Here is a 26,968-nt window from a genome sequence, read left to right as displayed (position 1 = left end):
TAATTAGACTGTTACGCACAAAACAGAGGTGAAGACCATGTTAGACCGTTTAAAATCAATTGAAGAACGCTATGAAAAGCTAAATGAATATTTAAGTGACCCTGAAGTGGTGAACGACCCTAAGAAGCTTCGTGAATATTCGAAGGAACAATCTGATATTCAAGAAACTGTTGAGGTATATAGACAATATCGTGCGGCATATGATCAGCTAAGTGATGCGAAAGCCATGCTGGAAGATAAGCTCGATGCCGATATGCGCGACATGGTCAAAGAAGAAATTTCAGAGCTCACAGAGGAAACAGAACGTTTAGAAGACGAGCTGAAAATCTTACTCATTCCGAAAGATCCGAATGACGATAAGAACGTTATTGTGGAGGTTCGTGGTGCAGCGGGCGGAGAAGAGGCTGCGCTGTTTGCAGGAAACCTGTACCGTATGTACAGCCGTTATGCTGAAATGCAAGGCTGGAAAACGGAAGTCATGGAAGCGAGTGTCACTGGAACTGGCGGTTATAAGGAGATCATCTTTATGATTAGCGGTAAAGGTGCATATTCTAAACTAAAGTTTGAAAACGGTGCACACCGCGTGCAGCGTGTTCCTGAAACTGAGTCAGGCGGCCGTATTCATACATCAACAGCGACAGTTGCTGTATTACCAGAAGCGGAGGAAGTTGAAATTGATATCCACGAAAAAGATATTCGTGTGGATACATTTGCATCAAGCGGACCAGGGGGACAAAGTGTTAATACCACAATGTCTGCTGTTCGTTTGACCCACCTTCCAACCGGTGTAGTGGTTTCCTGTCAGGATGAGAAATCACAAATCAAAAACAAAGAAAAAGCGATGAAAGTTTTGCGTGCGAGAATTTATGATAAATTCCAGCGTGAAGCACAAGCTGAATATGACCAAACCCGTAAATCTGCTGTTGGAACAGGGGATCGTTCAGAGCGTATCCGTACGTACAATTTCCCGCAAAACCGCGTGACGGACCACCGCATTGGATTGACGATTCAAAAGCTTGATCAAATTTTAGAAGGAAAACTTGACGAGGTCATTGATGCATTAATTATGGAAGACCAAGCAAGAAAACTTCAAAATGCAAAATAAAGAGCGAACGATCTTTGAAGCCCTTAAATGGGCTTCTTCTTTGTTAACGGAAGCGGGCAGAGACCAAAACGCAGCAGAGTTAATGTTGATGCATGTGCTTGGATGGAGCAGAAGTGAACTTCTTGCCCGTTTTCATGATCCACTGCCAGAGGAGCAAGATTCACAATTCAGCAAGTTCGTTACGCAACACAAGCGTGGAGTGCCTGTGCAGCATTTAACGGGTGTTGAATTTTTTTATGGGCGTCCTTTTGAGGTAAACAAACACGTTCTGATTCCTCGTCCTGAAACGGAGGAAGTGGTGCTGGCGGCATTGAATATGATGAATCGTGTGTTTCCTGATGATCAGCCGCTTAAAGCGGTTGATGTAGGAACAGGTAGCGGTGCAATTGCGATTACGTTAGCTCTTGAAAAAGAATCTCTCACTGTGACAGCGACGGATATTTCACATGAAGCACTTGAAGTAGCAAAGCGAAATCAAGAAGCGCTTGGTGCAGACGTTCATTTTGTCCAAGGGGATTTACTTGAACCGATTATGGCTCAAGGCATCAAAGTCGATGTGTTTATTTCCAATCCGCCTTATATTGCGGCAGAAGAAATGGATGGTTTATCAGAGGTTGTCACAAAGCATGAACCTGTCAATGCGCTGACAGATGGGCGTGATGGCCTGTGGTTTTATGAGCGTATCGCCTGTGATCTCCACAAAGTACTTCATCAGCAAGCGGTGGTTGTCTTTGAAATAGGACATACACAAGCACAAGATGTAAAAGCGCTTCTTTTGCAGGCGTTCCCTTCAGCTGATGTTCATATCATCAAGGATATCAATGGAAAGGATCGAGCGGTTTGCGCACACATTCAAAACGGAAGTCCGGCTGAATAAAGTCGGACTATTTTATTATGTAAAGATGAAACTTATGGTAAAAGGGAAACGTATATATAGAAGAATGAACATTCTGATCATGATTTTTTACATAAATTTGTTTTGAAGGAGCGAATGGTGTGAACAGAAGGTATGCGATGGTGTTGGTCATCGTCAGTGTACTATTGATTGTGAGTGCTTGCGGTAAACCGAGCTTTAAAAAAGAAGCAGCAGCATTTGGGGAAAACTATAAAAAAGCACAATACACAGTGAATCGGACGGATGACCTATCTGACATGAAGGAGAAGTTAAAGGATTATTTAACCGAGCATGAATATCAAGAATATACACAAGACAGCATGTTTCCAAGTGTATTAGAAGCAGCAAAAGATCAAGATTGTCAAATTAAACTGAAAAAAATTACGTTTACACCTTCAGATGAAAGCGATGACAGGATTGAATTTGACTATGAAATGATCATTCAATTTATTGACCATAAAGGAAAGGTCAAAAAGGAAATCGAGAAAAAAGGTGCAATGACAGTGATCAAAACAGATGCGGGATTAAAAATCAGCCGAGATTGGGATGGGAGATTGTACCCTTCCGATTATCAATCCTCACTAAAAAGCCGTTCATAAGTTGTTGAATGGCTTTTTTGCATGCAGAAAAAACATTGATTCGCTCACCTCATGTAGTTGTTTTTTACTCATAATCTATTAAAAAAATCATTTTTGCTGTTTACGAGATGCGTTTCCTGGACACAATGTTTGTAGCGAAGAGAAAAAGTGGGGGGAACACATCATGTTCAAAAGTAAAATGATGATTTGTCTTTATATGTTTCTATTATTATGTGGTGCTTTTGCAAACCTTGGAAAAGAGGAGACGGCAGCTGCTTCTGCCAATCAGCCTGTTGTGATTCCAGATGAAGCCATTCGTTTACGCATTTTAGCCAACAGTGACCGGTCGGCAGATCAAGATGTGAAACGAAGTATTCGAGATGAGGTCAATGCCAATATAACGGAGTGGGTGAAAGACCTCACATCCATTGAAGAAGCCAGACGTGTGATTCGTTCAAAGCTTCCAGACATCAATCGTATCGCCAAAGCAAAATTAAAGGAACAACACATTGATCAATCCGTATCGGTCAGCTTTCAAAAAGCCTCATTCCCAACAAAGCTATATGGCAACTTTGTTTATCCTGCTGGGAAATATGAAGCCATTTTGATTACGTTAGGGGAAGGAGACGGAGCCAATTGGTGGTGTGTGTTATTCCCACCTCTCTGCTTTATCGATTTTTCAAACGGAGAAGCGATCGCCTCACCAGAAGGAGATGATAAAGAGCAGGTAGCCGCAGAGCCATCAAATGAATCTGTCAATGAAGTGGTAAAAGAAGAAGAGACGGGTGAAGTGAAATTCTTTCTGTTCGAATGGGTCTCTAGTCTTTTCTCTTAAAAAAGGTCTAAATCTGTTTTTGCCTCATAGAGTTGAAGTAAGAGAACAAAAAGAGGTGAAAGCATGTATTATCAATTAAGAATAGCGACAGAAGAAGATGCCCCGGCCATTAATGCTTTTCTTGAAAAAGGCCAAGCAAAAGGCGGGGTGACGATTGCAGAGCGTACGTCATTTGTGGTCATGGAAGATGCAGACGGTGAGCTTGCAGGCTGTTTAGGTCTTGAACGACTAAATGAACAAGAAGGATTGCTAAGATCACTTGTGATATCAGATAAACTTGGTCAGGGGCATATCGTTTCTCTGTTCCAAAGTGTTCAAACGCTAGGGGAAAAACAAGGTGTGGACACCTTTTATGTTGTAGCCAATCACTCCTCTTCGCATGATTTTTTAGCGCTGATGGGCTTTACGCCTATAGAGGAAATCCCAGAAAGTGTGTGGGTATCTGCGCATGCAAAAGAGTCATTGGGAAAAGAGCAGGCGGTTGTGCTGCAAAAAACAGCTAGTTAATCACAAAACACCGGACTTATTCACATACTTATCCACTGTAAAACAAGCGTTATCCACAAATTGTGGACAACGCTTGTTTTATTTAGCATCATCTTTTATACTTTCAAAAGGATAATTGAGATATATCAACAGTTTTATCTTTTTTAAAAGGAGTTTGTATGATGTTAAATACAAAAAGGTGGTCTGTGGATTTAAAAAAGGATTTATCCACATACTATCCACAAATTGAACAAGCAGCTCTGTTGTTGCGGCAGAATGAAGTGGTCGCTTTTCCGACAGAAACGGTTTATGGACTAGGGGCAAATGCAAAAGAGACAGAGGCTGTGAAGAAAATTTATGAAGCGAAAGGACGCCCAAGTGATAATCCGTTGATTGTTCACATTGCGGACGTTCAACAGCTTCATGAATTTGCGCAAATAGAAAATGAAAAAGTAACAGCGCTGATGGATGCCTTTTGGCCAGGCGCTCTCACCATTGTTCTACCTTGTAAGCCGGGCACATTATCAAAGCAGGTGACGGCAGGTTTAACGACAGTAGGCGTAAGAATGCCTGATCATCCTGTTGCGCTTGAACTCATCCGAGCAGCTGGTCTGCCAATTGCCGCGCCTAGTGCCAACCGTTCGGGAAAACCGTCGCCGACACTTGCGGATCATGTCGCGAGTGATCTTGATGGGAAAATTGCAGGCATTGTCGATGGTGGTTCAACAGGTATTGGCGTGGAGTCAACGGTTGTATCTTGTGTAGACGAGATTCCAGTGATCTTAAGGCCGGGCGGTATTACAAAAGAAGCATTAGAAGAGGTCGTAGGAACGGTCAACACGGATCCAGGGTTGACGAAAAAGGATGAGGCGCCAGTATCGCCGGGAATGAAATATACACATTATGCACCTGAAGCACAAATGTATATATTTCATGGAAGTGATGAAGACATGCAGCTGCACATTCAGAAGTACCGAGCTGAAGGACTAAAAGTAGGTGTGCTGACGACAGAAGAAAAGAAGGAATGGTTTGCGGCGGATGTTATCTTTAGCTGTGGATGGAGAGAAAAGCCTGAAACGGTTGCGGCAAACTTATATCGTGTGCTAAGACAATTTGACGAAACGGACGTAGACTTGATCATTTCAGAAGCCTTCTCAGAGCAGGGAGTTGGTTCTGCGATCATGAACCGTCTGCAAAAAGCGGCAGGAGGGCGTACCCTCTCTTCGTTCAAATAGTTCTAACCTCTCTTGGACAAACATAGGTTAAAGGAGAATGCGTGTCCAAGGGGGATTTACATGAATGAACTAGCTGGCGAATTGCTGACACTCAGTATCATGGCTTTTGCACTTGGAATGGATGCCTTTTCGGTTGGACTCGGCATGGGGATGATTCAGCTGAGACTCCGCCAGATCCTTTATATTGGACTTGTCATTGGGATATTTCATATGTTTATGCCTCTTTTTGGCATGCTAACAGGTCAGCTTTTATCTGGCTGGCTTGGGCTCCTAGCAACCTATATAGGTGGGGCGCTGCTTTTGGTGCTGGGTCTGCAAATGATCATCGCTTCTATTCGAAAAGAAGATAAGCCATTTATCGCACCTGTTGGGGCCGGTCTCGTTCTTTTTGCAACAAGTGTGAGTTTAGATAGTTTTTCCGTTGGCTTAAGCCTGGGGATTTACGGTTCTCGGGTGTTGATGACCATTTTATTGTTTGGTTTTTTTAGTATGATGCTCACATGGCTTGGATTATTACTCGGTAAACAGGTTCGGTCATGGGTAGGTTCATACAGCGGGGCGCTTGGTGGATTGATTTTACTAGCCTTTGGAATCAAATTATTATTTCCGCTCTAGCCAGTCTCCTTACATAACATGTAGAATGAAATGCTATATAATAGAAGAAAAGGAGGTCGAAAGATGAATATCTTATTTGTTTGTACGGGAAATACTTGCAGAAGTCCGATGGCTCAAGCCCTTTTTTCCTCCATTGCAGATGAAAAAGGCTTACAGGTCACTGTAAAATCAGCGGGCATCTTCGCCTCTGATTCAGGGAAGGCTTCTCCTCAAGCAGTCGAAGCATTATTTGAGAAAAGCATTCCACTGAATCACTCGTCGTCTAAACTAACAGAAGAACTTCTTCATGAAGCAGATTATGTCTTCACCATGACGATTCAGCATAAACAGTTGATTGTGGAGCAATATGCTCATGTGAAAGACAAGGTCTTCACTTTAAAAGAATTTGCGACAGGATCAGAAGGTGACGTGTCGGATCCATTTGGAGGGAGTCTCTCCATTTATCAGGAGACACGAGATGAACTAGAAACGCTATTGTATCAACTTGCTAAAAAGCTTAAACAGGATCACAAATCCTCATAAATGGACAACCTGTAAAACCGTTGCGCAAACGGTTTTTCTGCTTTTGTTTGCAAATGACTAGGCAGAGGTTAAAATATAACTGTAAATAAAAAATGAATGTAAGACATGACAGATTAACTCACCCTTAGGAGGAATTGCCCGATGAAAGTAGCCATTGCATCCGATCACGGCGGAACGAATATTCGTGAAGAAATCAAACAACTAATGGATGAATTAAAGATTGAATACATTGATATGGGTTGTGAATGTGGATCAGGTTCTGTAGACTACCCTGACTATGCTTTTCCTGTAGCCAATATGGTGGCAAACGGGGAAGTCGATCGCGGCATTTTGATTTGCGGGACAGGTATCGGTATGAGCATTTCAGCAAACAAAGTGAAAGGCATCCGCTGTGCACTGGCGCATGATACATTCAGTGCAAAGGCGACGAGAGAACATAATGATACAAATGTTCTTGCGATGGGAGAACGAGTCATTGGACCAGGATTGGCAAGAGAGATTGCTCACATTTGGCTGACAACAGAATTTACTGCAGGACGTCATGCTGTGCGGATTGGTAAAATCGCTGATTACGAAGAAAAGCATCTGTAAGGAGCGCTTAACATGAACATTGGTCAAGATTGGCTTGAGATGTTAAAAGAGTTTCATCAAACAGTTGAACTGCGAGCCGGCCACATTTTAGTGATTGGCTGCAGTACGTCAGAAGTGGCTGGCGAGCACATTGGGACAGCGGGAAGTGAGCAAATTGCTGAAGCTATTTATCAAGAGCTCGATCAACTGAGGCGCGAGATAGGAATTGAATTGGCCTTCCAATGCTGCGAGCATTTGAATCGTGCCCTCGTTGTGGAAGAAGAGGTGGCGTACCGGCTTAACTTAGAAATTGTAGCGGCTGTACCTGTCCGTCAGGCGGGTGGTTCTATGGCGGCGCATGCGTATCAGCAAATGGAACACCCTGTGCTGGTTGAATCCATTTCAGCACATGCAGGTATTGATATCGGTGATACATTCATCGGCATGCACTTAAAGCGGGTAGCCGTACCGGTCCGTCTCAGCCGTCATCAATTAGGACAAGCACATGTGACGTTTGCAAAAACTCGTCCAAAGCTGATTGGCGGAGAACGAGCCATTTATACAAGATCATAGTTCGGATATATTTCTAATATAATGTTGAATGATGAAGACGCTTCACCCCTTGAATATTCGGGTTTTCATAAAAAAGAAGTCGATTTTCCAAAAAAAACTTTTACATTTTACTCAAAAACCGTGTACAATGAGATGGTGAAAACATCGAATGGAAATAGATTGGAGAGGATTTCGCTGATGAAACATTTACCTGAGCAAGACGCACAAGTATTCAAAGCAATTCAACTAGAGCGGAAACGCCAGCAGGACAAAATCGAATTAATTGCATCAGAAAACTTCGTAAGCGAAGCAGTCATGGAAGCGCAGGGCTCTGTCTTAACAAACAAATATGCAGAAGGTTACCCTGGTAAACGCTACTATGGCGGCTGTGAACATGTAGACGTTGTAGAAGATATCGCACGTGACCGCGCAAAAGAAATTTTTGGCGCTGAGTATGTGAACGTACAGCCTCACTCAGGAGCTCAAGCGAATATGGCCGTATACTTTACAATCCTTGAGCATGGCGATACAGTGCTAGGCATGAACTTATCACATGGCGGGCATTTAACACATGGAAGCCCTGTAAACTTTAGCGGCGTACAGTACAACTTTGTAGAATACGGTGTAGATAAAGAAACACAACATATCGACTACCAAGATGTACTTGAAAAAGCACGTGAGCATAAGCCGAAACTAATCGTAGCGGGTGCAAGTGCTTACCCACGTCAAATTGATTTCAAAAAGTTCCGTGAGATTGCTGATGAAGTCGGTGCTTACTTTATGGTGGACATGGCTCACATCGCGGGTCTTGTTGCAGCAGGTCTTCATCCAAATCCAGTTCCTTACGCTGACTTTGTGACAACGACAACTCACAAAACATTGCGCGGACCTCGCGGCGGAATGATTCTATGCCGTGAAGAGTTTGGTAAAAAGATCGACAAATCGATCTTCCCTGGTATTCAAGGTGGACCACTCATGCATGTGATCTCTGCAAAAGCTGTTTCTTTCGGTGAAGTATTGAACGGAGATTTCAAAACATATGCACAAAATGTGATTGATAACGCAAAACAACTAGCTGAAACCCTTTTATCTGAGGATATTCAGCTTGTATCTGGTGGAACAGATAACCATCTTGTTCTCATCGACTTGCGCTCTCTTGGCATTACAGGAAAAATTGCAGAAAACGTTCTTGATGAAATTGGTATCACGGTGAACAAAAATGCAATTCCATATGATCCAGAGAAACCATTTGTTACAAGTGGTGTACGTGTAGGTACAGCAGCAGTGACAAGCCGTGGCTTCGATCAAGAAGCGATGAAAGAAGTCGGTTCCATCATTGCGCTTGCGCTGAAACATCATGAAGATGAAGCGAAATTAGAAGAGGCGAAAAAGCGTGTATCTGATCTGACAGCTCGTTTCCCTCTATATCAAGAATTAGATTATTAAGATGTAGACCCATTTGCCTATTTTTGGCATGTGGGTTTTTTTTGTAGGATTTGCGAATCATATTGAAAGATGATGTCTTTTTATGTAGAATTGTAGGAAGTGTGCAAAGTTCACCGGAAGATGACAGAAAAGGAGTTGTAGCAAGCAATGGCAAAGGTTTATGTATTTGATCACCCGCTTATTCAGCACAAACTTACATATATTCGTGACGTTCATACAGGAACAAAAGAATTTAGAGAGCTAGTGGATGAAGTCGCAACATTAATGGCATTTGAAATCACAAGAGACTTACCGCTAGAAGAGGTAGATGTAGAAACACCTGTACAAGTCGCTAAATCAAACGTGATCTCAGGTAAAAAACTCGGAGTTGTGCCGATTTTAAGAGCAGGTCTTGGAATGGTAGACGGGATTTTGAAACTCATTCCAGCTGCCAAAGTGGGACATGTCGGTTTATACCGTGATCCGAAGACATTAAAGCCTGTTGAATATTATGTGAAGCTTCCATCTGATGTGGAAGAGCGTGAATTTATCGTAGTAGACCCAATGCTTGCAACGGGCGGATCAGCAGTAGAAGCATTAAACAGCTTGAAAAAACGCGGTGCGAAAAACATCCGCTTCATGTGTCTGATTGCTGCGCCAGAAGGTGTAGAAGAAATGCAAAAACATCATCCAGATGTTGATATCTACATTGCGGCATTAGATGAGAAGTTAAACGAAAAAGGTTACATCATCCCAGGTCTTGGTGATGCTGGTGACCGTATGTATGGAACAAAATAAGAATGATTCATGAAAAGCCCACATGCAAACGTGCATGTGGGCTTTTTTGAAAAATATGACAAACGGTTGATATCGTTCTTAGAAAAATCAATGTATACTGAACATTAGCAGTTTTTTTGAATGAATGTCACAACTCTCCTAAAGTTTGATGAAATTGTGAACATTTTGTGTGCTCTCTCATTATAGAAAAGTTTTTTAACTTTCAACGGATTGACACATCATAGACGCTATTGTATGCTAAACGAGGGTATTATGGTAAGGTTTTCATAGCCTATAGCACTCTACTAATCCTCATTGTGAACCCTTTAATAATCAGGGTTTGTATCAGCGAATGAAGCAGAATCCCATAGATCTAAAGATTTCAAGTCTGATTGCACAATTAGACCGATGGGTGATTGATTTTTTTCAAACAGGACGGCTTATTATAAGCGTCTTCTACGCAGTTTTCATCACCATTTATCACCTTTTTTACAATATTTTTCATCGGGAGTCAGATGAATGAACGATCCAAACGTCATTTTCCGCAGACAGAGTAAATATATGTTCTATTTATTGGCAATTTTTGTGTTTGGCTATGCCATGCCTGGTTTTAAACCACTGTTTCTTGGTTTCATTATCGGCACAATTTTTGCTTTCTTTAATTTATTCCTGCTTATTCGGAGAATGCATGCTTTTGATCGAGCAGTTAAAAAAGGAAAATCTATTCGTTCAATGGGAAGTACAGCCAGGTGGGCCAACGCAATTCTCGCAGTAGCGATTGCTTGGCGTTACCCTAACGAAGTTCATCTGGCAGGTGTTGTTATAGGATTAATGACAATATATCCTGTCATTATGATAGATTCCTTCATTCAACTTAAACGTTCTACTATGGAAGAGAGGTGAATACTCTTTGGGTCACAGTTCAAAAACTACAGAATTTTTAGGGTTAACGTTCAACTTATCCAATGTTCTCATGATTACGATTGCTAGTATCATCGTTCTTCTCATAGCGGTGCTGACTACTCGTGTTCTGGCTATTCGTCCGACAAAGGCGCAGAACTTCATGGAATGGATTGTTGATTTTGTTCGAAATATCATAGGTAGTTCGATGGACATGAAAACAGGAGCCCCATTTCTAGCGCTTGGCGTTACATTACTCATGTACATATTTGTTTCAAACATGCTTGGACTGCCATTCTCGATTACGGTCGATCACAACTTATGGTGGAAATCACCAACTGCTGATCCTGCAATCACAATGACACTAGCGGTTATGGTCATGGGATTGACACACTACTATGGTGTTAAAGCAAAAGGAGTCAAGGAATATACAAAAGACTACTTTAGACCAATCCCACTCTTAGTACCGCTGAAAATTATTGAAGAATTTGCAAACACATTAACACTTGGTTTGCGTCTTTATGGAAATATTTTCGCTGGAGAGATTCTTCTTGGTTTACTTGCAGGACTTGCGACTAATTTCTATTCGCAAAACCTTGCACTAGGTATCATTGGTACATTAGGTGCCATCGTGCCGATGATTGTATGGCAGGCATTCAGTTTGTTTGTCGGAACCATCCAGGCATTTATCTTCACCATGCTGACAATGGTGTATATCTCCCATAAAGTCAGCGACGAACACTAAAAAATTGAGAGTCCAAAATGGACGTTATTTTAAAGGAGGAGCTTTTTAATGAATTTAATAGCAGCAGCAATTGCAATCGGTTTAGGAGCACTAGGAGCAGGTATTGGTAACGGTCTAATCGTATCTAAAACAGTTGAAGGAATCGCTCGTCAGCCAGAGGCTGGTAGAGAACTAAGAACACTTATGTTCATCGGGGTAGCTTTAGTTGAGGCACTTCCAATTATCGCTGTCGTTATCGCATTCTTGGCATTCTTTGGTTAATATGTGAGAAGCGTTCTAATATGAATTTTAATGGCGAAGATCAGATTAGTTCGAAACTTCGCCATTCCTTTATGTTTTGTTTCTTAACATATTATTTAAAGAAGGGAGTTGCCGTACTAAATGTCTCAGTTACCAGTAGTTTTAGGAGCAGGTCTAAACACCGGAGATATCATATTCCAGCTGATCGCTATGCTCATCCTGCTTGCACTTTTAAAGAAATTTGCGCTTAAGCCTTTATTAGGGATTATGAAACAGCGTGAAGATTATATAGGAAATGAAATTTCAAGTGCTGAAGAAAAGCACGTTCAAGCTGAAAAGCTTCTTGAAGAACAACGTGTCTTATTAAAAGAAGCACGCGAAGAATCACATACACTCATCGAAAATGCGAAAAAGATTGGTGAGAAACAAAAAGAAGATATCATTCAAGCAGCGCGTCAAGAATCAGAGCGCTTGAAAGAGTCTGCTAGAACTGAAATCGTGAAAGAAAAAGAACAAGCTGTGGCTGCACTGCGTGAGCAAGTTGCATCACTATCTGTATTAATTGCTTCTAAAGTGATTGAAAAAGAACTTGATGAGCAAGCACAAGAGAAATTGATCCAAGAGTATCTTAAAGAGGCAGGCGAAAGCCGATGAGCGTGACTATTGTCTCTAAGCGTTACGCTTCTGCTCTTTTTGACATCGTTCTTGCTTCTTCGGCAGTAGACGAAACTGAAAAAGAGCTGAATGAGATCAAAAAAGTTCTCAAGGCTGACCAAGAATTAAATGACTTTCTTGTTCATCCGAAGATTACGGCAGACAAAAAGAAACATCTGATTGCAGAAGCTTTCAAAGGTGTTTCGACATATGTTTTGCACACAATGTATTTACTGATTGACCGCGGACGCACGAATATTTTTCCTGAAATGGCGTCTGAGTTTGTGAAACTTGCAAACCGTACGAAACAAATAGACGATGCGATCGTGTATTCAGTTAAACCGCTCAGCGGAGCTGAAATTCAATCTTTATCTGAAGTATTTGCCAAAAAAGCCGGAGTCACATCACTACGTGTTGAAAACGTGATTGACAAGGATCTAATAGGCGGAGTGAAAATCCGTATCGGAAACCGCATTTATGACGGCAGTGTCAGCGGAAAGCTTTCCCGCATTGAACGTCAGCTTGCAGGCGAAAATCGTTAGAAGGGGTGAAACCTTAGTGAGTATCAAAGCTGAAGAGATTAGCGCGCTGATAAAGCAGCAAATCCAAAACTATCAATCTGAAATTGAAGTAAAAGATGTCGGTACAGTCATTCAAGTAGGGGACGGTATCGCGCGTGTACATGGCCTTGACAACATTATGGCAGGAGAGCTTGTTGAGTTCTCTAACGGTGTAATGGGTATGGCTCAAAACCTTGAGGAGTCTAACGTAGGTATCGTAATCTTAGGACCTTACAAAGATATCCGTGAAGGTGACGACGTAAAACGTACAGGTCGTATCATGGAGGTTCCAGTAGGAGAAGAGTTAATCGGACGTATTGTGAACCCACTTGGTCAGCCTGTTGATGGACTAGGTCCAATTTTAACAAGCAAAACACGTCCAATCGAAAGTGAAGCACCAGGCGTTATGGATCGTAAATCGGTACATGAGCCGCTTCAAACGGGAATTAAAGCAATTGATGCCTTGATTCCAATCGGACGCGGACAGCGTGAATTGATCATTGGGGACCGTCAAACAGGTAAAACATCTGTTGCAATTGATACGATCCTGAACCAAAAAGATCAAGACATGATCTGTATCTATGTAGCGATCGGACAAAAAGAATCAACTGTTCGTGGTGTTGTTGAAACACTTCGTAAGCATGGTGCGCTTGACTACACAATCGTTGTCACAGCTTCTGCATCACAGCCAGCTCCACTTCTTTACCTTGCTCCTTATGCAGGTGTAACGATGGGTGAGGAATTCATGTATAACGGCAAGCATGTGCTTGTTGTGTATGATGACCTTTCTAAACAAGCGGCAGCTTACCGTGAGCTTTCATTATTGCTTCGTCGTCCTCCAGGTCGTGAAGCATTCCCTGGTGATGTTTTCTATCTTCACTCTCGTTTATTAGAGCGTGCAGCGAAGCTTAGTGATGAAAAGGGTGGCGGTTCTATCACAGCATTGCCTTTCGTAGAAACGCAAGCTGGTGATATCTCTGCATATATCCCAACAAACGTTATCTCAATCACAGATGGACAGATCTTCTTACAATCTGACCTCTTCTTCTCAGGCGTACGTCCAGCGGTAAACGCAGGATTGTCTGTATCTCGTGTAGGTGGTTCTGCACAAATCAAAGCGATGAAAAAGGTAGCAGGTACACTTCGTCTGGATCTTGCTTCTTATCGTGAGCTTGAAGCATTCGCTCAGTTTGGATCTGATCTAGACCAAGCGACTCAAGCCAAATTAAACCGTGGTGCTAGAACAGTTGAAGTCTTAAAACAAGACTTGAACAAACCGCTGAAAGTTGAAAAACAAGTAGCGATTCTTTATGCACTGACAAGAGGATACTTAGATGATGTAGCGATTGCTGATGTCAAACGCTTTGAAGCTGAGTTATTCATGTACATTGAAGAAAACCATAAAGACTTGTTTGACACAATCTCTCAAACAGGAAACATGCCTGCTGATGAAGAGTGGAAAACAGCGATCGAAGGCTTTAAACGTACGTTTGCACCAAGCAACTAATTAGTAATCTTTCCGAGAGAAAAAGATTCTCTTTTTCTCTCTTTTCACGTAAATGAACACGGATTCCTGAAAAAAGGTGGTGAAATCTTTGGCCTCATTACGCGATATTAAGTCAAGGATCACGTCAACAAAAAAATCGAGTCAGATCACAAAAGCGATGCAAATGGTATCAGCTGCGAAACTGAATCGTGCTGAAAATAATGCGAAGTCCTTTGTTCCTTACATGGAGAAAATCCAAGAAGTCGTTGCGGCAATCGCAACTGGAACAAGTGCTAAGCACCCAATGCTTCTTTCAAGACCTGTTAAGAAAACAGGGTATCTCGTCATTACATCTGATCGAGGACTTGCAGGACCTTTTAACAGCTCGATTTTACGTGCCGCTTACCAAGCCATTCAATCTCGTCATCAATCTGCTGATGAATATGCGGTGATTGTGATTGGTAAAATCGGACGCGACTTCTTCAAAAAGCGTGGTATTCCAGTTATTTCTGAAGTAACAGGGCTTGGAGACGAAGTAGCGTTTGCTGATATTAAAGAATTAGCAAGCAGTACAGTGCAAATGTTCTCTGATGAAGCGTTTGATGAGCTTTACATGTTCTATAACCATTTCGTCAGTGCCATTTCACAAGAAGTAACAGAGAAAAAATTATTGCCGCTAACGGACCTTTCGGCCGCAGCGACACCAAATAAACGTTCCGCATCTTATGAGTTTGAGCCTTCTGAAGAAGAAATTCTTGAAGTTCTCCTTCCTCAATATGCAGAGAGTTTGATTTTCGGTGCGCTTCTTGACAGCAAAGCAAGTGAACATGCTGCAAGGATGACAGCAATGAAGAGTGCAACAGACAACGCAAAAGAATTGATCGACAGCCTGACACTCTCTTACAACCGTGCTCGTCAAGCAGCGATTACACAAGAGATTACAGAAATTGTCGGCGGAGCAGCTGCCTTAGAATAGAAATAATTGTCAGGAGGGAATGCAATGAAAACAGGACGCATCAGTCAGATCATGGGACCAGTCGTAGACGTTCGTTTTGAAGACGGTCACTTGCCTGAGATTTATAATGCGATCAAAGTTTCGCATAAAGCGGAAAGCGAAAGTGAAGTTGATATCGACTTAACTTTAGAAGTAGCACTACATTTAGGTGATGATACAGTGAGAACCATCGCAATGGCATCAACAGACGGTGTGAAGCGCGGTATGGAAGCTGTAGACCTTGGAAAACCAATTTCAGTACCAGTTGGTAACGTAACACTTGGACGTGTATTCAACGTACTGGGAGATAACATTGATTTAGATGAGCCACTTGGTGTGGAAGCGCAAAGAGACCCAATCCACAGACAAGCGCCTTCTTTTGATCAACTTTCTACAGAAGTTGAAATTCTTGAAACAGGTATCAAAGTTGTTGACCTTCTTGCTCCTTACATCAAAGGTGGAAAGATCGGTCTATTCGGTGGAGCCGGTGTTGGTAAAACCGTTCTGATTCAAGAATTGATCAACAACATCGCACAAGAACACGGCGGTATTTCTGTATTCGCTGGTGTTGGAGAGCGTACACGTGAAGGAAATGACCTTTACTACGAAATGAAAGATTCTGGCGTTATCGAAAAAACAGCGATGGTCTTCGGCCAAATGAACGAGCCGCCAGGTGCACGTATGCGTGTAGCTCTAACTGGTTTGACAATGGCAGAGCATTTCCGTGATGAACAAGGTCAAGACGTATTGTTCTTCATCGATAACATCTATCGTTTTACACAAGCAGGTTCTGAAGTATCAGCCCTTCTTGGACGTATGCCTTCAGCGGTAGGTTATCAGCCAACTCTTGCAACAGAAATGGGTCAGCTTCAAGAGCGTATCACGTCTACAAACGTAGGATCGGTTACATCGATTCAAGCGATTTATGTACCTGCGGATGACTATACAGATCCAGCTCCAGCTACAACGTTCGCTCACCTTGATGCAACGACAAACCTTGAGCGTAAGCTGACAGAGATGGGGATTTACCCAGCGGTAGATCCACTTGCTTCAACATCTCGTGCCCTTGCACCTGAGATTGTTGGCGAAGAGCATTATGCGATCGCACGTGAAGTTCAGCAAACATTGCAGCGTTATAAAGAATTGCAAGATATCATTGCCATTTTAGGTATGGATGAATTATCTGAGGACGATAAGCTTGTGGTACACAGAGCTCGTCGTGTTCAATTCTTCCTATCTCAAAACTTCCACGTAGCAGAACAGTTTACTGGTCAAAAAGGTTCTTATGTGCCATTGCAAGAAACTGTTAAAGGCTTCAAGGAAATCTTATCTGGTAAATACGATCACCTTCCAGAAGATGCATTCCGCTTAGTCGGCCGCATTGAAGAAGTGGTTGAAAAAGCCAAAGAGATGGGTGTAGAGGCCTAATCTGGTCCTTAGGAGGGTAAAAGCATGAAGACCGTTCAAGTCAATATCGTTACTCCCGACGGCCCAGTGTATGAAGCGGATGTGGAAATGGTCAGTGTAAGAGCAGAAAGCGGTGAGCTTGGGATTTTAGCTGGCCACGTTCCAATGGTTGCTCCGCTAAAAATCGGTGCAGTTCGCTTAAAACATAGTGGATCAACTGAATTGGTTGCAGTAAGCGGTGGATTTGTTGAAGTTCGCCCCGAAAAAGTAACCATTCTTGCTCAGGCTGCTGAAACATCAGACAAAGTTGATGTCGATCGTGCAAAATCAGCGAAACAGCGTGCTGAAGAGCATTTGAACCACCCGAATGAAAGTGATGTACGCAGGGCGGAACTCGCATTAAAACGGGCATTAAACCGTTTAAATGTAGCAGGGAAATAAAACAGAAAATCCTTCTTATCACTGTGATAAGAAGGATTTTTTTTAGGATGACATGAGAGATTGATACATCGACACATACGGATGAGATGCTTGCTTTTCTAGATATAACTGCTCGCAAAATTGCGTACTGCAATGCCATGTTTTATTGTTTCTGCGTAAGCCAAGGGTATATTGATGCGAAGAGTCCATATAAGGCCGCACGACCCAATCAGCATCTGAATGATGCTTGATGACAACCTCTCCCATGTACACACTCAACATCGCTTCCAATGCATCAATAGGCATTTTCCACTCAGCAAAAAGCTGCTGACGGAAGGCATCGAAGTATAATGACTCTAACTGATAAAGGCTTTCCTCTGAGTAATCCAAAGAAATGTTATGAAAATGACACAATTGTGCTAATTCTTCTAGCTGTGTCTGTCTATAATCAAAGTAGAAAGCAATGGCTTCCCATTCATGTTCAAATGAGGGAACCAGTTCTCCGTACAAATCAACAAAGTCAGGAAAAGAATCTTTCAAATATGATCAGCTCCTTCCACCGCAGTATATCATCTCCTTCGCATCAGAATAAGAGGGGATTCACTCTAAATGTAGCTCTTTTTTCCAAATGATTCATCTTTCCGATTTTGGAGGATATAATGAAAGGGAGTTTTCCTTTACAGAAATCAATAAAAGGAGGATTCAAGTGTATGGAAGACGTAGGACAACAAGCAATTGTCAGTATTGTGATCCACCTATTTTTTATCGCCATTACGTGGTGGGCATTGCTTGCGGTGAATATTGATCCACTGATTAAAAAAGGAAAAATTATTCAAGCTAGATTGCTCATGATGCTGCTCACGATTGCTATTGCATCGGCAGTCAGCAATTTCTTCCTTGATTATTTAAATTTCTCCAGACAAATCCCTTATATGTTTTAACATAAAAGGTTTGGTCACTGCCTTCTGCGGGAACGTAAAAAGAAGTGTCAAAAATATGGCCTTTGATGACTTTTCCACGTATGCATTGATCTCCTTGCGGCAACACTTGTAGCAAGGGGGAATGACAAGTGAGAAAGTATTTAAAAGGTTGGCCATTATTTGCATTTATTCTTTTTTTTGTTCTGATGATTCAAGGTGTTCGGGCGGAAGAAACATCCACGCTCGCCCAAATAGCAGAAGGTATGAAAAACCAGCAAATCGAAGTAAGTGGATGGACGCTTCATGCCAAAACAAATATAGACATTTCATCCGAACAATTTTCAAAAAAAGTGAAACGTTTGAAAGACGAACTACGACAGTATGAGTGGACCGAAAAAAAAGAGAAACATGTCACCAAAGTCACAGGAATTTACAAAGATGAAAAAAATGATACATTATCGAAAATTTTACTCGTGAAGACCGACACAAAATCAAACCAAAAGTCGTATTTATTATATGAGCAAAAAGGTGCTCGCCCACTGAATACCTGGGAGCATACATATGATCAGTTCGTACGTCATGCAAAAAGCATATTACAAGAAAAATTTGTGATTTTTACTTGTCTCGATGGTCATGTAAATGGTATGATGGATGTTGTTTTGCAAAAAAAAGCTGAAATGATAGCAAATGAATTTCAAGCAAAACCAGTTGAGTATCTCGTTGAGTCTAATTTTGTGTCGCTTTCCGCTTACACAGAGAAGTGGGAACAGTTCATTATGACTTCAAATGATAAAATGAATGTTCAAATTGCCATCAGAAGTTCGGAAATGAACGAAAATCATACGATTACGGTTGGCACACCAATCGTAACGACTGAATATTAATATAGAGAATTTGGGACGCGGAGGGGAAGACCTTGGAAAAAATCATCGTCCGCGGCGGTCAAAAGTTAAACGGCACAGTTAAAGTAGAAGGCGCAAAAAATGCCGTTTTACCAGTTATCGCTGCATCTTTGTTAGCAAGTACAGAAAAAAGCGTAATTTGTGATGTACCTACGCTCTCCGATGTATATACAATCAATGAAGTGTTACGTCATTTAGGAGCAGAAGTACATTTTGAAAATAACGAAGTATCAGTAGATGCATCTCATGCACTAGAAACTGAGGCTCCGTTTGAGTACGTCCGTAAAATGAGAGCATCTGTGCTCGTCATGGGACCACTTTTAGCTAGAACAGGTCATGCAAGAGTTGCATTACCTGGTGGTTGTGCGATTGGTTCAAGACCAATTGATCAGCATTTAAAAGGCTTTGAAGCAATGGGAGCTAAAATTCAAGTAGGTAATGGTTTCATCGAGGCTGAAGTAAATGGCCGTTTAAAAGGTGCAAAAATCTATTTGGATTTCCCAAGTGTAGGGGCAACTGAAAACATCATCATGGCAGCAGCATTGGCTGAAGGAACGACGATTTTAGAAAACGTAGCAAAAGAACCTGAAATTGTTGACTTGGCAAACTACATTAATGCCATGGGCGGTAAGGTTCGCGGGGCTGGAACTGGTACAATCAAAATCGAAGGTGTAGAAACACTTCACGGTGCAAAACACAACATCATCCCTGACCGAATTGAAGCTGGTACGTTTATGGTGGCAGCAGCCATTACTGAAGGAAATGTTCTTGTAAAAGGCGCTGTGCCTGAGCACATGACTTCACTTGTGGCAAAAATGGAAGAAATGGGTATTCAGATCATTGAAGAAGAAGAAGGTTTAAGAGTCATTGGACCATCTGAGCTCAAGCCAATCGATCTAAAAACAATGCCGCATCCTGGGTTCCCAACGGATATGCAATCTCAGATGATGGCGCTATTGCTTCGTGCGAACGGAACAAGCATGATCACAGAAACTGTGTTTGAAAATCGTTTTATGCATGCTGAAGAATTCCGCCGCATGAATGGCGATATTAAAATTGAGGGTCGCTCTGTGATTATCAATGGACCTGTTCAACTTCAAGGTGCTGAAGTGGCAGCGACTGATTTAAGAGCAGGAGCAGCACTTGTACTTGCTGGATTAGTGGCAGAAGGTCATACACGTGTCACTGAATTGAAGCATATTGATCGTGGATATGTGAACTTCCACCAAAAACTAGCAGCAATCGGTGCAGACATTGAAAGAGTAAATGATGAATCAGCAGATGTGACACAAGAACAAGTTGTATCAGATCTGAACGCGTAATGATAAAAGAAATCAGTGTGTCCATTTGGGCATGCTGATTTTTTTTAGAATCATAGACTGGTTGCATTTTCAAAAGCTTATCATTAGTGTATCCAATCATTTTAAATTTTATTCATAAAGACGAACAGTCAATCAAATGATGAAGAGCGCGAGCGTATCACCAAAAGACTTGTCCAATGAATGAAAGAAGCTGTCATATTAGCTTGTCCTTGCCCATAGGATAAAAGAGATTCAATGACAAATGGGGGCAGCCAAATGAAACCAATGATATGGACAATCGCAGGAATTTGCATCATCATTTTAATGATTCCAACCTTACTCGTGTTGCCGACGTTCCAAGGAAAACCAGCGGCCAGCCAACACGTAGCAGCAGAACCATCAGTTAAAAAAGAAGTGAAAGGTTCAGTCAAATTGAAACAATCACCCGTCTCCATTCCCGTCTACCGTTCAGCGCATCAGCAGGTAGAAAACATCCCCTTAGAAGAGTATGTGATCGGTGTCGTCGCTTCTGAAATGCCAGCCGATTTTGAAATTGAGGCGCTCAAGGCACAGGCACTCGCCGCTAGAACGTATATCGTCAGACAAATGATCATTGATAAAACCGTCAAATCTCCACAAGGTTCTCTTGTAGATGACACTCAAATGTTCCAAGTGTACAAAAATAAACAGGAACTGAAGAAAATTTGGGGAAAAGCGTACAATTGGAAATTAAAAAAGGTCACAGAAGCTGTCGCCAGTACACAAGGGAAAGTACTGACGTATGACGAAAAACCAATTGATGCTTCCTTCTTTTCAACAAGTAATGGGAAAACCGAAAATGCAGAAGCTTATTGGAAAAATGAAATCCCTTATTTGAAAAGCGTTTCAAGTAAATGGGACGAAAAATCACCCAAATTCCAAAACAAGAAAACCATCACAGTGAGCGAATTTCAGCAAAAACTGGGTGTGACCCTTGGCCAACAGCAGGTGGGAGAAATTGTAGAACGTACACCAGGCAATCAAGTAGCCAAAGCCGTCATTAACGGAAAAACATTGTCGGGTAGAGACATTCGCGAATCACTAGGATTGCACTCTGCGGACTTTACATGGGAACGAAAGGGTCAGCAAATCGTAATTACGACAAAAGGGTATGGCCATGGTGTGGGCATGAGTCAGTATGGTGCACATTATATGGCACAGTCAGGTAAAAAAGTAGAGGCGATCGTGAAACATTATTATCAAGGGATAAAAATTGAATCAGCTGATCGCTTTCTGAACACATATATGGCTAAGAAATAAAAGCAAAGGTGCCTCAAAATGGGGGCATCTTTTTTTTATGTGTGAAGAGGTTTGAACAGAATGTGACAAATTGCGACTTAAGACGCACCTAAGGAAATCTTAAACATTTACATCCCGACAAGAACCGATGGCCGATACAAAGCCCCTCGAAAGAATGAGAAAACGAGGGTGACAAAAGAGTCTTTAGGTGAAAATATCTAGACATCTGACAGAATTTTAGTGATTTTGATAAAAGAGAAAAAGGGATCGAGTCCTATACCATTCCAAGACAGAATATTTTACGATTAAGATGTTTCAATCAAATACATAAGGAGGAAGGAAAAGCATGTTGAAAAAAGTATTTACACTCGTAACCTTAGCTGTATTGACATTATCAATGTCAATCTCTTCACCAGTATTTGCAGAAGCAGCATCAGCCAAAAAACATAAGAAAGATGTAAGAGTGACCATCTTACTTGATGCAAGTGGAAGTATGGCAAGAAAAGTGGATGGAGAGCGCAAATTCGATTTAGCAAAACAAGAGGTATTTAAATTTGCTCAGTCTCTTCCGAAAGATGCTAAAATCCGTATGAGCTTGTTTGGGTCTGAAGGAAACAACAAAAACTCAGGTAAAGCTCAATCATGTGAAGTCATTAGAGGGGTTTATGGCGTTCAGCCTTATGAAAAGGATAGTTTCGAAAACTCTCTAAACGGTCTTGGACCAAATGGCTGGACACCGATTGCACGTGCTCTTGAAAGTGCAAAGCAAGCGGATAAGCAGCTTCATAAGGGAACAAAACACATTGTGTACTTAATTACTGATGGTGAAGAAACTTGCGGTGGAGATCCAGTGAAAGTAGCGAAAGAGCTTCATAACTCAAAAGGATCTACTGTAGTCAATGTGATTGGATTAGACTTTAACGATGGCTATGAAGGTCAATTGAAGCAAGTAGCTAAAGCTGGTAAAGGTCATTACTACCAAGCAAGCACTGGGAAAGAAATGGGTTCTATCCTTACAGCAGAATCATTAAAACTACACGAATAACTTGCTGAAGAAAAGGGAAACGATTGATTGATGCTTTCGTTTCTCTTTTTCTGTACAAATGAAAAAAAGGGAGATTTTTTAATGAAAAGAAATATTATATTAACCATTTTAGCGAGTCTTGTTCTGCTTCTTTCTTCACCAGCTCATGCTGTAACGAAAAAGGAGCCTGCTCATGTGGTGATTTTACTTGATTTAAGCGGAAGCATGGCACAATCGGTTGAAGGCGAAAAGAAAATCGATATCGCAAAACGCTCGATCCAAAGTTTCGCAAGTATTTTATCAGAAGATACACAAGTCTTGCTTCGTGTTTTTGGTCATGAAGGAACGAATAAAAATGCAGGAAAAGCCGTTTCTTGTGCAAGTTCCGAAGCAGTTTATGGATTTGGAACATATGAGCAAGCAACCTTTCAACAAGCGCTAAATGTGTATGGTCCAACAGGCTGGACACCACTTGCCAAAGCATTAACTGATACGAAACAAGATTTTGAAGATCACCAAGCTAAAGGAAAAAATATTGTATATGTTGTCAGCGATGGTGAGGAAACATGTGGCGGAAGCCCATCACAAGCAGCGAAGCAATTACATGAAGAAGGTATTGACACAATCGTCAATATCATTGGCTTCGATGTAAATGAAAAAGAAGCAAAAAGTCTAAAATCTGTTGCCGAAGCTGGTGGTGGACAATATCAACCAGCAGCAAATGCAGAAGAATTGAATCATATTCTTCAAAAAGAAGCGAACTCTTTTGGTCAATAGGATGTGAATAGACAGCTGGGGAGAAACCCCCAGCTGTTTTTTCATTAAGGATCAATTTAAAGTCGTTTCCAATTCATCAATCCGTTTCTCCACGTAGTGCTGATCTTTTCTTGCATGAAAGGTTTCGGCTTTTTCTAATATTGCGGTGGTATTGTATTCTGGAATCTGGGAATAGCTTTCGTAAACTCCTTTTGGTATTAACACGTTTCCTTCAGGCCAATAAACTGCGATATTTCCACGTTTCAGTTCTCCGAATTGAGCAACTCCTTGGTAGGATCCATATTGATTAAAAAGGACAACGGGATCGCCTTCTTGGACGTAAAGCTCTTTCGCATCTTCTTCATTCATCAAGATAGAATGCCGCTTTCCACCATTAAAGGCATCCTTTTCACTGTAAATCATAGAGTTGAATTGCTTGCCTCGTCTTGTCGTGATATTGAAATGCCCCTCAGTTTTTCGGTATTGAGGCAGCTGTGCTGGGAGCAGGTGTCCTTTTCCATCCGGTGTTGGACACACCCCATCTTCGCAAAGCCATGCGCCACCCCATTGAAAGACATCCCCTTTATGACGCAAATGCTGGATCCCATCATAGTTCCGATTTGCGATGGCAATCTCGCGACGAATGTCTTCAGCATTGTCAAAATGAATCAGCTTCGCGTCTTCTGGGCGAACTCTTTTTGCTAGGTCAATATAAATGTCCCATTCAGCTCTAGCTTCTTCAATGCGAGGTCCTTCAATTTCCGGACTGAAATACACCATGCGTTCCGTACTGGTTGATGTACCGCCGCCTGGCTGTTCATATCTTGTCATTGCAGGCAGAACAATCACAGTCTCTTCTGCTTCTACCAGTGTAGAGGTGTTCAAAATAATATCTTGATGGACACGGAGTTCAAGCTCGGATAGTGCTTTTTCAATCGCTTCAGGATTTGGCATTGTTTCTAAAAAGTTTCCACCGCTAGTAAACAGCATCTTCAGCTTTTGCGGGTGTTCTTTTGGAAGAGCCATTTTTTCAAATGATTGCCCAATCGTGTCACCATGCCATTTTGGAATATCAAATCCCCATATCTTCTCGATTCTTTTAATATTCTCTTCATCAAAATCACTGCCGGGCAATACGAATGGATCAGCACCCATTTCGCCTGAACCTTGGACACCGCTATGGCCACGAATCGGCATAACGCCACAATGTTTTCTGCCAATAAATCCGCGTAACATGGCAAGGTTTGCGACTTGTGATATATTATCAGTGGCAAAGCGATGCTGAGTGAGACCCATACTCCAAATAAACACCCCTGAATTGGCATTGGCAAGCAGTACAGCGAATTCCTTCATTCTTTCTTTAGATAATCCTGACGATGCTTCGAGATCCGACCATTTTAACTGAGTGACATGCTGCTTTACATCTTTTATGCCGGTTGTATGCGCTTGGATAAATTCATGGTCAAGAGCGGAATGGGGCGCTTGCTCCTCCATATCAAACCAATGTTTGATGACACCATTCATAAACGCAATATCGCCGCCTATATTGACTTGATAAAAATCATCCGCTATTTTTGTGCCGAATAAAGCACTTTCTGGGATAGAAGGGACCCAATATTTTTCCATTGCAGGCTCTTTATATGGATTGATGACAATGATTTTGGTTCCTTTCTTTTTAGCGGCGTACATATATTTAGTCGAAACCGGCTGGTTATTTGCTGCAACAGAGCCCCAAAATATCAATACATCTGTTCCAATCCAATCACTGTAATTACAGCTGGATGCACCTATACCAAGGGAGCGTTTAAGAGCGGTTTTGCTTGGTGAATGGCAAATACGAGAAGCATTATCGATATGATTTGTTCCAATAAATCGCGCAGCTTTCGCCGCAGTATAGTACACTTCATTTGTAATCCCTCTAGCCGTTAAATAGAAAGCAAGCTGACGTTTATCAATCGATTTGATTTTAGCGGCGATTTGACCTAATGCACTATCCCAAGAAATGCGTGTAAAGGCATTCTCACCTTTTTTTCGAATCAGGGGATAAGGAATACGCCCAAGTTTTCGAAGAGACGTGCTATCCATTTGTCTGAGCCGCTCAATATCTTCGAACCATTTTGGATCAATTGCTGGCATTGTGTTAAGCCGTAGCACATTCAGTCTTGTAGTGCATATATGGGGCCCTGCTAGTGTTTGATCGTATAAACCTGATACACCAAGAGCACAGCCGTCACAAACGCCCTGAGTCAATATACGGTACGCATAGGGGAGATTATCTTTGTTCTCCCATGCCACTTTCATCGTGTCTCGAATGTGTTTCGGTTTTACTTTTCCAAGCCCCATAGGAGCAAAAGAGGCCCATAGCTTTGGTGAGGGTTTTTTGTTGAGTTTAATAGGCCCCTTGTGTTTTGTTTTTCCCATGATATCGTCACCCTCCTATTACTTTGTAAAGCGTTTTCATATCTAAAAATTACCTGTAGATTGTCATTCTGTCAAATTCATATTAAGAGCGGACCGTGACAGAAGAAGGAGCAGTAAGATTTGATTCACGAAGTTGTTTAATATCCTTCCGAATGAGAAGAGATATGATAAACGCAATGAAAAATAGGCCAGAGAAGACCATGAGACTTTGTGTGTAATTGCCTGTAATGTCACGAATAAAGGAGGAAAATAAAGGTCCTGCTAAACCAGCAGCGGCCCAAGCGGTGAGAATATAACCGTGTATGGCACCTAGCTGCTTCGTACCAAATAAATCTCCGATATAGGCTGGAATTGAAGCAAACCCTCCTCCGTAGCACGTATAAATGATCGCCATCACGATTGAAAAGATGAGCGGTTCTTTTAAGTAGGGAAGTAAGGGAAAAGCAATGAGCTGTATAGTAAAGAAAATCGTATACGTATTTGGCCTTCCGATATAATCAGAGAAGGATGCCCATCCGATCCGTCCTAGCCCATTAAAAGCACCTAAAATTCCAACAAGAGTAGCTGCTGCACCGGCCGTGAAACCAACACTTTCTTGAGCAAGCGGTGATGCTACAGAAATAATGGCAATTCCGCATGTGATATTAATAAAGAGCATGACCCACAAATAATAAAACCGCCGTGTTTTAATGGCTTCATTTGCTGTGAGCTGTGATAAATCTTGAGGAATTTTCCTTTGGTTTGTTTTTAGCACGTTAAATTGTTTGACATCATCAGGTGTTGGTGGTGATAAATAAAGAGATGAAACGACCATGATGATAAAATAAGAGATTCCGAGAATATAGAAGGTATTTGCAATATCAACTTTTTCAATGAGAAATTGAATAATGGGACTGCAAATCAGAGAAGCAAACCCAAAGCCCATAATGGCTAAACCCGTTGCGAGTCCTCTTCGATCTGGAAACCATTTGACTAATGTGGATACTGGAGCAATATAGCCTACACCTAATCCGATTCCAGCGAGTACACCATAAAATAAATAGAGGAGAGGTAATGAAGACATATGGACAGCAAACCCTGATCCAGTCATCCCAATGCCGAAGAAAATAGCTGAGAAGAGCCCTGATGCCCTCGGCCCATACTTTTCAACGAAATGCCCCATGAAGGCTGCTGATAAACCTAAAAATAAAATAGCGATGCTAAATGTCAGGCTTATTTCTGTTAATGACCATTGAAAGGTTTGATGTAAAGGATTCGTAAAAACACTCCACGCATAAACAGATCCGATAGATAAATGAATCCCCACAGCACTTGTAGCGATCAGCCAACGATTTTTTGTTTTATTCATTGTGTTCCCTCCATATA

30 protein-coding genes are annotated in these 26,968 nt (G+C 41.7%); 27 read left to right on the top strand and 3 right to left on the bottom strand.

Annotated elements, in window-relative coordinates; all coding sequences use genetic code 11:
• Positions 1–37 precede the first annotated feature (37 nt).
• The 21 genes from prfA (at position 38) to ACSBQP_RS11615 (ending at position 17,022) form a co-directional block, all read left to right on the top strand.
• Positions 38–1,105 (top strand): peptide chain release factor 1, encoded by a 1,068-nt coding sequence (gene prfA / locus ACSBQP_RS11715; RefSeq protein WP_008343422.1) that lies wholly within the window; start codon positions 38–40, stop codon positions 1,103–1,105.
• A complete protein-coding gene (gene prmC, locus ACSBQP_RS11710) occupies positions 1,095–1,982 on the top strand; it encodes a peptide chain release factor N(5)-glutamine methyltransferase (protein WP_282833326.1) in 888 nt (295 codons plus the stop codon). Before prfA ends, prmC begins: the two co-directional genes overlap by 11 nt.
• Before the next feature lie 137 nt (positions 1,983–2,119).
• Positions 2,120–2,599 carry a hypothetical protein gene (locus tag ACSBQP_RS11705; RefSeq protein ID WP_048001105.1) on the top strand — a complete coding sequence of 160 codons (480 nt, stop codon included), beginning with the start codon at positions 2,120–2,122 and terminating at the stop codon, positions 2,597–2,599.
• Between the two features lie 163 nt (positions 2,600–2,762).
• Entirely contained in the window at positions 2,763–3,413 is a 651-nt protein-coding gene (gene spoIIR, locus ACSBQP_RS11700; protein ID WP_007497652.1) for a stage II sporulation protein R, read from the top strand.
• 63 nt (positions 3,414–3,476) lie between these two features.
• Entirely contained in the window at positions 3,477–3,920 is a 444-nt protein-coding gene (locus tag ACSBQP_RS11695) for a GNAT family N-acetyltransferase (RefSeq protein WP_007497650.1), read from the top strand.
• A gap of 161 nt (positions 3,921–4,081) precedes the next feature.
• Complete coding sequence (locus ACSBQP_RS11690) at positions 4,082–5,134, top strand: L-threonylcarbamoyladenylate synthase (RefSeq protein ID WP_024718758.1); 1,053 nt, start codon at positions 4,082–4,084, stop codon at positions 5,132–5,134.
• A 60-nt stretch (positions 5,135–5,194) separates the two neighbouring features.
• Complete coding sequence (locus ACSBQP_RS11685; RefSeq protein ID WP_076821259.1) at positions 5,195–5,749, top strand: manganese efflux pump MntP; 555 nt, start codon at positions 5,195–5,197, stop codon at positions 5,747–5,749.
• Positions 5,750–5,812: 63 nt separating this feature from the next.
• Complete coding sequence (locus ACSBQP_RS11680) at positions 5,813–6,271, top strand: low molecular weight protein arginine phosphatase (protein WP_098680538.1); 459 nt, start codon at positions 5,813–5,815, stop codon at positions 6,269–6,271.
• A 141-nt stretch (positions 6,272–6,412) separates the two neighbouring features.
• A complete protein-coding gene (rpiB, locus tag ACSBQP_RS11675; RefSeq protein ID WP_003214714.1) occupies positions 6,413–6,862 on the top strand; it encodes a ribose 5-phosphate isomerase B in 450 nt (149 codons plus the stop codon).
• Positions 6,863–6,874: 12 nt separating this feature from the next.
• Complete coding sequence (locus ACSBQP_RS11670; RefSeq protein WP_435028433.1) at positions 6,875–7,414, top strand: TIGR01440 family protein; 540 nt, start codon at positions 6,875–6,877, stop codon at positions 7,412–7,414.
• 177 nt (positions 7,415–7,591) lie between these two features.
• A complete protein-coding gene (gene glyA, locus ACSBQP_RS11665; protein WP_024718755.1) occupies positions 7,592–8,839 on the top strand; it encodes a serine hydroxymethyltransferase in 1,248 nt (415 codons plus the stop codon).
• A gap of 147 nt (positions 8,840–8,986) precedes the next feature.
• A complete protein-coding gene (gene upp, locus ACSBQP_RS11660; protein WP_003214553.1) occupies positions 8,987–9,616 on the top strand; it encodes a uracil phosphoribosyltransferase in 630 nt (209 codons plus the stop codon).
• Positions 9,617–10,114: 498 nt separating this feature from the next.
• Positions 10,115–10,498, top strand: a complete 384-nt coding sequence (locus tag ACSBQP_RS11655; protein ID WP_007497639.1) for an ATP synthase subunit I — start codon at positions 10,115–10,117, stop codon at positions 10,496–10,498.
• 7 nt (positions 10,499–10,505) lie between these two features.
• Complete coding sequence (atpB, locus tag ACSBQP_RS11650; protein WP_007497637.1) at positions 10,506–11,240, top strand: F0F1 ATP synthase subunit A; 735 nt, start codon at positions 10,506–10,508, stop codon at positions 11,238–11,240.
• Between the two features lie 48 nt (positions 11,241–11,288).
• On the top strand, positions 11,289–11,501 hold the full coding sequence (gene atpE / locus ACSBQP_RS11645) for a F0F1 ATP synthase subunit C (RefSeq protein ID WP_003214968.1): 213 nt from the start codon (positions 11,289–11,291) through the stop codon (positions 11,499–11,501).
• Positions 11,502–11,621: 120 nt separating this feature from the next.
• Positions 11,622–12,134, top strand: a complete 513-nt coding sequence (atpF, locus tag ACSBQP_RS11640; RefSeq protein WP_007497634.1) for a F0F1 ATP synthase subunit B — start codon at positions 11,622–11,624, stop codon at positions 12,132–12,134.
• Positions 12,131–12,676: a F0F1 ATP synthase subunit delta gene (locus tag ACSBQP_RS11635; protein ID WP_007497632.1), complete on the top strand. Its 546-nt coding sequence runs from the start codon at positions 12,131–12,133 to the stop codon at positions 12,674–12,676. Before atpF ends, ACSBQP_RS11635 begins: the two co-directional genes overlap by 4 nt.
• 16 nt (positions 12,677–12,692) lie before the next feature.
• The gene (gene atpA / locus ACSBQP_RS11630; protein WP_035389793.1) at positions 12,693–14,201 is read left to right on the top strand and encodes a F0F1 ATP synthase subunit alpha; all 1,509 of its coding nucleotides are present in this window, start codon (positions 12,693–12,695) and stop codon (positions 14,199–14,201) included.
• An 88-nt stretch (positions 14,202–14,289) separates the two neighbouring features.
• Positions 14,290–15,156 carry a F0F1 ATP synthase subunit gamma gene (locus tag ACSBQP_RS11625; protein ID WP_007497628.1) on the top strand — a complete coding sequence of 289 codons (867 nt, stop codon included), beginning with the start codon at positions 14,290–14,292 and terminating at the stop codon, positions 15,154–15,156.
• A gap of 24 nt (positions 15,157–15,180) precedes the next feature.
• Positions 15,181–16,602 carry a F0F1 ATP synthase subunit beta gene (gene atpD / locus ACSBQP_RS11620; RefSeq protein WP_008343395.1) on the top strand — a complete coding sequence of 474 codons (1,422 nt, stop codon included), beginning with the start codon at positions 15,181–15,183 and terminating at the stop codon, positions 16,600–16,602.
• Positions 16,603–16,626: 24 nt separating this feature from the next.
• Positions 16,627–17,022 (top strand): F0F1 ATP synthase subunit epsilon, encoded by a 396-nt coding sequence (locus ACSBQP_RS11615; RefSeq protein ID WP_008343393.1) that lies wholly within the window; start codon positions 16,627–16,629, stop codon positions 17,020–17,022.
• A 42-nt stretch (positions 17,023–17,064) separates the two neighbouring features.
• Here ACSBQP_RS11615 and ACSBQP_RS11610 read toward each other — a convergent pair whose 3' ends face one another.
• Positions 17,065–17,541 (bottom strand): hypothetical protein, encoded by a 477-nt coding sequence (locus ACSBQP_RS11610; protein WP_017360036.1) that lies wholly within the window; start codon positions 17,539–17,541, stop codon positions 17,065–17,067.
• 170 nt (positions 17,542–17,711) lie between these two features.
• On the opposite strand from ACSBQP_RS11610, the gene ACSBQP_RS11605 reads away from it, so the two are divergent.
• The 6 genes from ACSBQP_RS11605 (at position 17,712) to ACSBQP_RS11580 (ending at position 23,203) form a co-directional block, all read left to right on the top strand.
• A complete protein-coding gene (locus ACSBQP_RS11605) occupies positions 17,712–17,942 on the top strand; it encodes a DUF1146 family protein (RefSeq protein ID WP_008343389.1) in 231 nt (76 codons plus the stop codon).
• A gap of 128 nt (positions 17,943–18,070) precedes the next feature.
• Positions 18,071–18,805, top strand: coding sequence for a YwmB family TATA-box binding protein (locus ACSBQP_RS11600; RefSeq protein ID WP_008343385.1), 735 nt, complete (start codon positions 18,071–18,073; stop codon positions 18,803–18,805).
• A 32-nt stretch (positions 18,806–18,837) separates the two neighbouring features.
• Entirely contained in the window at positions 18,838–20,145 is a 1,308-nt protein-coding gene (murA, locus tag ACSBQP_RS11595) for a UDP-N-acetylglucosamine 1-carboxyvinyltransferase (protein WP_007497616.1), read from the top strand.
• Positions 20,146–20,400: 255 nt separating this feature from the next.
• Positions 20,401–21,423 (top strand): stage II sporulation protein D, encoded by a 1,023-nt coding sequence (gene spoIID, locus ACSBQP_RS11590; protein WP_008343381.1) that lies wholly within the window; start codon positions 20,401–20,403, stop codon positions 21,421–21,423.
• 325 nt (positions 21,424–21,748) lie between these two features.
• Complete coding sequence (locus ACSBQP_RS11585) at positions 21,749–22,447, top strand: VWA domain-containing protein (protein ID WP_008343379.1); 699 nt, start codon at positions 21,749–21,751, stop codon at positions 22,445–22,447.
• A gap of 81 nt (positions 22,448–22,528) precedes the next feature.
• Positions 22,529–23,203, top strand: coding sequence for a VWA domain-containing protein (locus ACSBQP_RS11580; protein WP_435028432.1), 675 nt, complete (start codon positions 22,529–22,531; stop codon positions 23,201–23,203).
• Between the two features lie 51 nt (positions 23,204–23,254).
• On the opposite strand, the gene ACSBQP_RS11575 is transcribed toward ACSBQP_RS11580, so the two are convergent.
• Together ACSBQP_RS11575 and ACSBQP_RS11570 are read right to left on the bottom strand one after the other, a co-directional pair.
• On the bottom strand, positions 23,255–25,603 hold the full coding sequence (locus tag ACSBQP_RS11575) for an FdhF/YdeP family oxidoreductase (protein ID WP_435028431.1): 2,349 nt from the start codon (positions 25,601–25,603) through the stop codon (positions 23,255–23,257).
• Positions 25,604–25,685: 82 nt separating this feature from the next.
• Positions 25,686–26,951 (bottom strand): L-lactate MFS transporter, encoded by a 1,266-nt coding sequence (locus tag ACSBQP_RS11570; RefSeq protein WP_171465859.1) that lies wholly within the window; start codon positions 26,949–26,951, stop codon positions 25,686–25,688.
• Positions 26,952–26,968: the final 17 nt, after the last annotated feature.

Source organism: Bacillus sp. G402, assembly GCF_051172515.1.
GTDB lineage: Bacteria > Bacillota > Bacilli > Bacillales > Bacillaceae > Bacillus > Bacillus altitudinis.
This window is presented reverse-complemented; position numbering and strand designations above follow the sequence as displayed.

Bases quoted from the DNA above. Each gene is read 5' to 3' on its own strand.
- ACSBQP_RS11635 (WP_007497632.1), top strand. From the start codon at position 12,131: ATGAGCGTGACTATTGTCTCTAAGCGTTACGCTTCTGCTCTTTTTGAC.
- glyA (WP_024718755.1), top strand. From the start codon at position 7,592: ATGAAACATTTACCTGAGCAAGACGCACAAGTATTCAAAGCAATTCAA.
- ACSBQP_RS11705 (WP_048001105.1), top strand. From the start codon at position 2,120: ATGGTGTTGGTCATCGTCAGTGTACTATTGATTGTGAGTGCTTGCGGT.
- ACSBQP_RS11585 (WP_008343379.1), top strand. From the start codon at position 21,749: ATGTTGAAAAAAGTATTTACACTCGTAACCTTAGCTGTATTGACATTA.
- prfA (WP_008343422.1), top strand. From the start codon at position 38: ATGTTAGACCGTTTAAAATCAATTGAAGAACGCTATGAAAAGCTAAAT.
- ACSBQP_RS11615 (WP_008343393.1), top strand. From the start codon at position 16,627: ATGAAGACCGTTCAAGTCAATATCGTTACTCCCGACGGCCCAGTGTAT.
- ACSBQP_RS11655 (WP_007497639.1), top strand. From the start codon at position 10,115: ATGAACGATCCAAACGTCATTTTCCGCAGACAGAGTAAATATATGTTC.
- ACSBQP_RS11605 (WP_008343389.1), top strand. From the start codon at position 17,712: ATGGAAGACGTAGGACAACAAGCAATTGTCAGTATTGTGATCCACCTA.
- ACSBQP_RS11670 (WP_435028433.1), top strand. From the start codon at position 6,875: ATGAACATTGGTCAAGATTGGCTTGAGATGTTAAAAGAGTTTCATCAA.
- spoIIR (WP_007497652.1), top strand. From the start codon at position 2,763: ATGTTCAAAAGTAAAATGATGATTTGTCTTTATATGTTTCTATTATTA.
- ACSBQP_RS11680 (WP_098680538.1), top strand. From the start codon at position 5,813: ATGAATATCTTATTTGTTTGTACGGGAAATACTTGCAGAAGTCCGATG.
- ACSBQP_RS11695 (WP_007497650.1), top strand. From the start codon at position 3,477: ATGTATTATCAATTAAGAATAGCGACAGAAGAAGATGCCCCGGCCATT.
- prmC (WP_282833326.1), top strand. From the start codon at position 1,095: ATGCAAAATAAAGAGCGAACGATCTTTGAAGCCCTTAAATGGGCTTCT.
- ACSBQP_RS11570 (WP_171465859.1), bottom strand. From the start codon at position 26,951: ATGAATAAAACAAAAAATCGTTGGCTGATCGCTACAAGTGCTGTGGGG.
- rpiB (WP_003214714.1), top strand. From the start codon at position 6,413: ATGAAAGTAGCCATTGCATCCGATCACGGCGGAACGAATATTCGTGAA.
- ACSBQP_RS11690 (WP_024718758.1), top strand. From the start codon at position 4,082: ATGTTAAATACAAAAAGGTGGTCTGTGGATTTAAAAAAGGATTTATCC.
- atpF (WP_007497634.1), top strand. From the start codon at position 11,622: ATGTCTCAGTTACCAGTAGTTTTAGGAGCAGGTCTAAACACCGGAGAT.
- ACSBQP_RS11685 (WP_076821259.1), top strand. From the start codon at position 5,195: ATGAATGAACTAGCTGGCGAATTGCTGACACTCAGTATCATGGCTTTT.
- upp (WP_003214553.1), top strand. From the start codon at position 8,987: ATGGCAAAGGTTTATGTATTTGATCACCCGCTTATTCAGCACAAACTT.
- atpE (WP_003214968.1), top strand. From the start codon at position 11,289: ATGAATTTAATAGCAGCAGCAATTGCAATCGGTTTAGGAGCACTAGGA.
- ACSBQP_RS11580 (WP_435028432.1), top strand. From the start codon at position 22,529: ATGAAAAGAAATATTATATTAACCATTTTAGCGAGTCTTGTTCTGCTT.
- ACSBQP_RS11575 (WP_435028431.1), bottom strand. From the start codon at position 25,603: ATGGGAAAAACAAAACACAAGGGGCCTATTAAACTCAACAAAAAACCC.
- atpD (WP_008343395.1), top strand. From the start codon at position 15,181: ATGAAAACAGGACGCATCAGTCAGATCATGGGACCAGTCGTAGACGTT.
- spoIID (WP_008343381.1), top strand. From the start codon at position 20,401: ATGAAACCAATGATATGGACAATCGCAGGAATTTGCATCATCATTTTA.